At 56.9% G+C, this 439-nt stretch carries 1 pseudogene; it reads right to left on the bottom strand.

Annotated features, from left to right (window positions below):
* Positions 1 to 439: pseudogene (locus tag AWM69_RS22590) on the bottom strand (electron transfer flavoprotein subunit beta/FixA family protein); the annotation flags it as partial.

The raw sequence follows: 439 nt of genomic DNA, 5'->3' as shown, positions 1-439 counted from the left end.
AGATTACCTTCGCTTCGTTTTTCAGTTTCTCGACCAGTTCAGCCACCGACTTGACCTTGATGCCAGCGCTGCGTGCAGCCGGCGCTTCGACTTTCAGGGTCTTGTTGGTCGAAGCGGTGGAAACGCCCAACGCGTCTGGCGTCAGCACTTCAAGCGGCTTCTTTTTGGCTTTCATGATGTTTGGCAGGGACGCATAACGCGGCTCGTTCAAACGCAGGTCGGTGGTGATGATGGCCGGCAAACTCAGCGAAACTGTTTGTGCGCCGCCGTCGATTTCACGGGTAACAGCAACCTTGTCGCCCGCCACTTCAACTTTCGAAGCAAAGGTGCCCTGACCGTAACCGGTCAGCGCCGCCAGCATCTGGCCGGTCTGGTTGTTGTCGCTGTCGATGGCTTGTTTACCCAGGATCACCAGTTGTGGCTGCTCCTTGTCGACCAC

The sequence above is a fragment of the Pseudomonas sp. D1HM genome (genome assembly GCF_019266105.1).
Taxonomy (GTDB): domain Bacteria; phylum Pseudomonadota; class Gammaproteobacteria; order Pseudomonadales; family Pseudomonadaceae; genus Aquipseudomonas; species Aquipseudomonas taetrolens.
Note: the sequence above shows the minus strand (reverse complement) of the source record. Positions and strands in the feature narration are given on the sequence as shown.